6 protein-coding genes are annotated in these 6,672 nt (G+C 65.9%); 2 read left to right on the forward strand and 4 right to left on the reverse strand.

The genetic code is table 11. The features are described 5' to 3' along the window. Positions 1–8: 8 nt before the first annotated feature. The gene (locus ACFFP0_RS05375) at positions 9–842 is read right to left on the reverse strand and encodes an IclR family transcriptional regulator (RefSeq protein WP_377257386.1); all 834 of its coding nucleotides are present in this window, start codon (positions 840–842) and stop codon (positions 9–11) included. Positions 843–951: 109 nt separating this feature from the next. Between ACFFP0_RS05375 and ACFFP0_RS05380 the strand changes: the two genes are divergently transcribed. Both ACFFP0_RS05380 and ACFFP0_RS05385 read left to right on the forward strand, forming a co-directional pair. Continuing rightward, complete coding sequence (locus ACFFP0_RS05380; protein WP_377257388.1) at positions 952–2,148, forward strand: aminotransferase class V-fold PLP-dependent enzyme; 1,197 nt, start codon at positions 952–954, stop codon at positions 2,146–2,148. Between the two features lie 123 nt (positions 2,149–2,271). Beyond that, a complete protein-coding gene (locus ACFFP0_RS05385) occupies positions 2,272–4,110 on the forward strand; it encodes an ABC transporter ATP-binding protein (protein WP_377257390.1) in 1,839 nt (612 codons plus the stop codon). A gap of 212 nt (positions 4,111–4,322) precedes the next feature. Here ACFFP0_RS05385 and ACFFP0_RS05390 read toward each other — a convergent pair whose 3' ends face one another. From ACFFP0_RS05390 to ACFFP0_RS05400, 3 genes are all read right to left on the reverse strand, one after another. Continuing rightward, on the reverse strand, positions 4,323–4,658 hold the full coding sequence (locus ACFFP0_RS05390; RefSeq protein WP_377257392.1) for a hypothetical protein: 336 nt from the start codon (positions 4,656–4,658) through the stop codon (positions 4,323–4,325). 73 nt (positions 4,659–4,731) lie between these two features. Then, positions 4,732–6,096, reverse strand: a complete 1,365-nt coding sequence (locus ACFFP0_RS05395) for an MFS transporter (protein WP_377257394.1) — start codon at positions 6,094–6,096, stop codon at positions 4,732–4,734. Positions 6,097–6,194: 98 nt separating this feature from the next. Then, a partial coding sequence (locus ACFFP0_RS05400) for a dioxygenase family protein (RefSeq protein WP_446692706.1) occupies positions 6,195–6,672 on the reverse strand: 478 nt, incomplete at its 5' end.

Here is a 6,672-nt window from a genome sequence, read left to right on the forward strand (position 1 = left end):
GGATGAGATCAGTGGTTGCGCCAGCCCATCAGCTTCTCGATCCGCCGCGCGGAGGCGCGCACATGCTCCGCGTAGTGGTTCTCGTCGGAAAAGACCTTCTGTTCCGGCAGCACGATGGAAATGGTCGCGACGCACTGGTTGTCCCGATCGACGATCGGGGAGGCGATGCAGGCCACCGCATAATCGGATTCGGCGACCTGTATCGACAGCCGCTCGTCAAAAGCCTTGCCCGCCGTATCCGACAGGGTGCGCGCATCGATCTCGGCCCGGCCGGTGGGCGAGGTGCGGGCGCAGCGCTTGAAAAGCTCGACCCGCTCGCCTTCCGGCAGATGCCCGACCAGAAGCCGGCCGGAGGCCGTCCAGTTGAGCGGCACGCGCGTGCCGACGCGGGAGGCGACCTGGAAATGGCTCGGGCCATCCGCCATGGCGAGCACCAGCATGTAGTCGCCGTCGCGGCCGCAGACCTGCACCGTCTCGCCCGCCTCGCGGCAGAGGTCGTGCATCTCGTGGGTGGCGACGCTCATGAAATCCAGCGACCGCGCATAGGCGAGGCCGTAATGGTAGAGCCGCGCGCCGAGCCAGATCGAGCCGTCCGCATTGCGGGCCAGCATGTTCTTTTCGACGAGGTCGTCGATGATCACGTAAACGGTGGACAGTGGCGCCTTGACCGCCTTGGCGATCGCGTAGGCGCCTGCCGGAGAACCGGTTTCGTAAAGATAGTCGATCACCTGCAGCGCACGGTCGATGCCGCTCACGCGCGAGCGGCGCACGCCCTTGGCGCCTGCTTCTTCCGCCGGGACGGCGTCTTCGGAGAGTGCTGCGGATGAAGTCTTGGCGTCCAATTCGGTATTCCTCTCGGGGCTCCTCGCCTGATCTCGGGAGGCTATTACATTACTATGGCATAGCTGTCGATGGCAATCCGCAGCCTGCCGACACTTTGGAGAGATGAAAATGTCCGATGATATCCGCACCCGGATCGGCCTTCGCCCGGTCATCAATGTTTCCGGCACGATGACCAGCCTCGGCGCCTCGATCGTCGTTCCCGAAGCGATCGCGGCGATGAGGGCGATCCTGCCGCAATTCGTCGAAATCAATGACCTGCAGCGCAAGGCGAGCGCGGTCATCGCGCGGCTGACGGGCGGCGAGGCGGGCTTCGTCACGGCCTCCTGCTCGTCCGGCATCAGCCTCGCGGTCGCCGGCGCCATCACCGGCAACAACCTGCTCGCCATCGAAAAACTGCCGGATGTCACGCCGGAGAAGAACGGGGTCCTCGTGCAGACGGGCCATGTGGTGAGCTATGGCGCGCCGGTGGACCAGGCGATCCGGCTTGCCGGCGGCAAGGTCGTGCTGATCGGCCAGGCGACCTCGACGCACCGCTTCCACATGGAAAACGCCATCACCGAGAAGACGGCGGCCGCCGTCTACGTCGTGTCGCATCATGTGGTCGATTACGGCCTGCTCAACCTCGTCGAGTTCGTCGAGATCGCCCATGCCAGGGGCGTGCCGGTCATCGTCGACGCAGCCTCGGAATACGACCTCAAGCTCTTCCTGGCGCAGGGGGCGGATATCGCGCTTTATTCCGGCCACAAGTTCCTGGGCGGCCCGACGTCCGGCATCGTCGCCGGCAGGAAGGAGCTTGTCCGCAACGCCTTCCTGCAGAACATGGGCATCGGCCGCGGCATGAAGGTCGGCAAGGAAAGCATCTACGGCGTCATGGCGGCGCTGGAGGCATGGGAGAAGCGCGACCATGCGGGTATCCGCGAGCGCGAGACCGGCTACCTGAACCTCTGGAAACGGACGCTCGACGGCCGCCCCGGCGTGACCGCCCTGATCGAGCCGGACCCGACGAACAATCCGCTCGACCGCATGCGGGTGATCATCTCGCCGCCGGAAGCGCATATCACCGCCTGGGATCTCGCCGCGGCGCTGGGACGCGGCGAACCGCCGGTCATCGTCCGCGACCACGAGGTGGAGCATCACCATTTCTACCTCGACCCCTGCAACCTGCATCCCGGGCAGGAGACCATCGTCGCGAACCGTCTGGCGGAGGAACTCGACAAGGCGCGTGCTTCCAACGAGATCATCGCGACGCCCTTCGAGGACCGCAGCCGCCACCGCTTCGACAGCGCACTGCGCTGGCCGGACTGAGAGGTCGGTGACCGGATGGGCTCTCCCTTCTCCCCGCCGGGGAGAAGGGGAGAGCCAGCCTCTCGAACCGCATTCCCCTTGTCCGGCAAGCACATGGAAAGCGATAGATAAAAGGGAACGACCATGACCGCCACCGAAACCAAGACCCTGCAAGCCGCAGCCCCGGTTCTGTCCGTCCAGAACCTCACCACCTCCTTCCTGGTGGATGGCGAGTGGAGACCGGTGGTGCGTGACGTTTCCTTCTCGGTCGCGCCGGGCGAGACGGTGGCGATCGTCGGCGAATCCGGTTCCGGCAAGAGCGTCACGTCGCTCTCGATCATGCGGCTGCTGCAGCCGGACTCGAGCCGTATCGAGGGCCGCATCACGCTCGGCGGCCGCGACCTGCTTTCGCTTCCCGAAAGCGAGATGCGCAAGGTGCGCGGCAACGACGTGTCGATGATCTTCCAGGAGCCGATGACGAGCCTCAATCCGCTCTTCACCATCGGCGACCAGATTTCCGAGGCGCTGCTCTGCCACAAGGACATGTCGGCGGCGCAGGCAAAGGCCGAGACGATCCGGCTGCTGGAAAAGGTGCGCATTCCATCGGCCGCCTCGCGTTTCGACGAATATCCGCACCGCTTTTCCGGCGGCATGCGCCAGCGCGTGATGATCGCCATGGCGCTCGCCTCGAAACCGAAGCTCCTGATCGCCGACGAGCCGACGACGGCGCTCGACGTGACGATCCAGGGCCAGATCCTCGACCTGATCAAGATGCTGCAGGACGAGGAGGGGACGTCCGTCCTGTTCATCACCCACGACATGGGCGTCGTCGCCGAGATCGCCGACCGCACAGTGGTCATGTATCGCGGCGAGCAGGTGGAGACGGGGGCGACCGCCGATATCTTCCATCGCGGCAGGCATCCCTATACGCGGGCGCTTCTCTCGGCCGTGCCGGTGCTGGGTTCGATGCAGGCATACGAGCGGCCGCTGCGTTTCCCGGTGGTCAATACCGCGACCGGTTTGTCCGACACGCCGGTCGAGGTGCCGGATACGGTGACGAAGGACAGGCCGATCCTCGAGGTGAAGGGGCTGACCAAGCGTTTCGATATCCATTCCGGCCTGTTCGGGCGGCTGAACGGCCGGGTTCATGCGGTGGAGAACGTCTCCTTCGATCTTTTCGCCGGCGAGACGCTGTCACTGGTCGGTGAATCCGGCTGCGGCAAGTCGACGACGGGCCGCGCCATCATGCGGCTGATCGAGCCGGACCAGGGTTCGGTCACGGTCGAGGGGCGCGACATGCTTGCGCTCGACAAACGGGAAATGCGCGAGATGCGCAAATCCGTGCAGATGATCTTCCAGGACCCGTTCGCCTCGCTCAATCCGCGTATGACGGTCGGCCAGGCGATCGCGGAACCCTATCTCGAACACGGGATGGGCGCGCCGAGGGAGGCGAGGGAGGTCGTCGCCGACATGCTGCGCAAGGTGGGGCTCACGCCGGACATGGCAAGCCGCTACCCGCACGAGTTCTCCGGCGGCCAGCGGCAGCGCATCTGCATCGCCCGCGCGCTGGCCCTTCAGCCGAAGGTGATCGTTGCCGACGAAAGCGTCTCGGCGCTCGACGTGTCGATCAAGGCGCAGGTCATCAACCTGATGCTCGACCTGCAGCAGAGCCTCAACCTCGCCTTCCTGTTCATCTCCCACGACATGGCCGTGGTGGAGCGGGTGAGCCACCGCGTCGCGGTCATGTATCTCGGCGAGATCGTCGAGATCGGCCCGCGCGCCGCCGTCTTCGGCAATCCGCAGCACGATTACACCAGGAAGCTGATGGCGGCCGTGCCGGTGCCTGACCCGGATCGCCGCCGCGAGAAGCGCATGGCCGCGAGCGACGAGCTCAAAAGCCCCATCCGCGCGGCCGGCTACGTGCCTCCGAAGCGCCGCTATCAGGTGGCCGGGGAGGGCCATTTCTTCCAGATCGCGGGATAAGGTGTCCAAGGCGGAGATGTATATTTTCCAGCGAAGGCGGACTTCGTTGGAAGGAGGCTACACGATCCCGATGTCCATGGCTCACACGCCATGTCCGCATTGCGGATGAGGCGGGTGGCAGCATCGTGTCGGCGCCGCCCGGCAGGTCCACCCGATCGGCAAGGGCATGAGATCGGATCGGGCCGGCGTGGCGTTATTCCCGGCGCGGCCCTCTACGATTTCAGCGCGATGTAGGTTTGCGGATCGAGCGTGGTGATGCGCACCGCCGTTTTCTCCGTCACGACGTCCGCCAGCAGTCGCCGCAGCGCTTCGCCGAGTGCCGTCAGCACAGCGCCTGTCCGCTCCGGAGCCGGCAGGATGTGCAGTTCGACGTTGACATGCGGCTGGTCCCCGAGCCCGTACACGGGAACCGCCACGATCTGGCACGCATCCGGACCTACCCGCAATTCGCGGCACAGCAACTCACGGAATTGCGGCAGGAGGGCGACGATGTCCTCGGCATGGCGGGTCCAGACGGCATGGTCGATATAGATTTTCGCGTTGGGCAAGGATGATCTCCTGATGACGGTCATGGCTGGATGCCCGATCCGGAACGGCTCCGGATCGGGCAGGACTGACGGGTCAATGGGCGAGCTCGGACCGCACGGGGCCGTCCGGCTGGGCCCGTCGGGTCAGGCCCCATATGGCGATTGCGGCGACGATCGCAGGCAGCGCGCCGATCGCGAACAGCGTCTGCAGGGGCATCTGCGCCGCCAGCAGCGCGCCTCCCACCACCGGGCCGAGAATGGAGCCGATGCGGCCGACGCCGAGGGCGAAGCCGACGCCCGTGGCGCGCGACGGGGTGCTGTAAAGGCCGGCGGCCAGCGCGTTCATGTTATTCTGGGCGCCGTTGACGCAGAAGCCGGCGATGAAGATGGCGATGCCCAGCGGCAGGCCGCCCTGCGCGCCGACATAACCGACGGCCGCGATCGCGACCGCGGCGGAGAGGAGCACGAGCCAGAGAATGCGGAAGGAACCCATGCGGTCTATGACGCGGGCCAGCACGATGGTGCCGACAATTCCCCCGACATTGAGCAGGGCCGTGAAGAGAATGGCCTTCGACAGGTCGATGCCCGCCTGCTGCAGCGTCAGCGGCAGCCAGTTGATGAGGAAGTAATACATCAGCAGGTTCATGAAGAAGGCTGCCCAGAGCATGAACGTTCCGGCGATCCGGCCGGCGCCGAACAGTTCGGCCCGGGCGGCGGCCCGGTTGCCGCCATCGGCCTTCTGAGCCGTTTCGAAGCGGGTCTCCGCCGTCACGTTCGCGTCGGGAACGGCCCTTGCCACCAGCCGTGCGACAGTCGCTCCCGCATCGCGTCGGGCGACCAGGAAACGCACCGATTCCGGCAATATCGGCACCAGCACGAGCAGCAGGAGGAGCGGCACGACGCCCCCGATGAGGAACACGCTTTCCCAGCCATATGCGGGAATGATCTGCGCGGCGAGCAGTCCCCCGAGAACGGCGCCAAAGGGAAAGCCGCAGAACATGACGCCGACGGCGGTCGACCGCCAGCGCGCCGGCGTGTATTCGGCGCTGAGCGCGATGACGTTGGGCATGGCGCCGCCAAGGCCCAGGCCGGTGAGGAAGCGCAGCGCCAGCAGCGCTTCGACCGACGTGGCGAACATCGTCGCCAGTGAGAAGAGCCCCATCAGCGCGACCGAAACGAGGATCGCGAGCTTGCGCCCTCGCCGGTCCGCGACCGGGCCAAGCGAGAGCGCTCCGACCATCATGCCGACAAGGCCGGCGGCGAAGACCGGCCCGAAAGCCGCGGGCGTCAAGCCCCAGCTCTTGGCCAGGACGGGTGCGACATAGGCGATCGCCTGCGTGTCGAAGCCGTCGAGGACGACGACGGCGGCGCATAGCCCCACGGTCAGGGTCTGGAAGGACGTCCAGCGCCCCTCGTCGATCAATCGATCGACATTCACGATTTTCGAAGTCTCAGCCATATCTCTCCTCCAGGCTGCAAATGAATGAAAAGGGGTCTCCGGTCCGCCCTCTTCGGGCGGGCATGTCCGTCAGGCGCGAGCTCGCGGGCGGCCGTCGGTCACGCCGTGGCGAGGACGAAATCGAAGGGGGATCGCCAGAGCGTCGGAGCGTTCTTGAGGCGTTCGAAGGGTGCGACGAGGGTCTGCTTGACGCCGAAGACGGTGTCGGACTGGAGATAGGGGTCGTCGCCGACGAAGGTGTGGGTGACGAGCTTCTGGAAGCCCTTGGCCCTGACCAGGTAATGCATGTGCGCCGGCCTGTAGGGATGGCGTCCGAGATGGGCGAGCATCTGCCCGACCGGCCCGTCGTCGGGAATGGGATAGGAGACCGGCTTGATGCCGGTGAAGCGGTATCGGCCGTCCGGGCCGGTGACGAAGATGCCGCGATTGTTCCACCTGGGCTGGATGCCCGGCTGCTGCACGTCGTAGAAGCCGTCGGCATTGTCGGACCAGACGTCGATGCTGGCGCCTTCGACCGGATTGCCGTCGAGATCGAGGACGCGGCCCTCGTAGAGGCAGCTTTCGCCCTTGCCGTCG

It is taken from the genome of Neorhizobium puerariae, assembly GCF_042429745.1.
Classification (GTDB): domain Bacteria; phylum Pseudomonadota; class Alphaproteobacteria; order Rhizobiales; family Rhizobiaceae; genus Neorhizobium; species Neorhizobium puerariae.

Bases quoted from the DNA above. Each gene is read 5' to 3' on its own strand.
- ACFFP0_RS05380 (WP_377257388.1), top strand. From the start codon at position 952: ATGTCCGATGATATCCGCACCCGGATCGGCCTTCGCCCGGTCATCAAT.
- ACFFP0_RS05395 (WP_377257394.1), bottom strand. From the start codon at position 6,096: ATGGCTGAGACTTCGAAAATCGTGAATGTCGATCGATTGATCGACGAG.
- ACFFP0_RS05385 (WP_377257390.1), top strand. From the start codon at position 2,272: ATGACCGCCACCGAAACCAAGACCCTGCAAGCCGCAGCCCCGGTTCTG.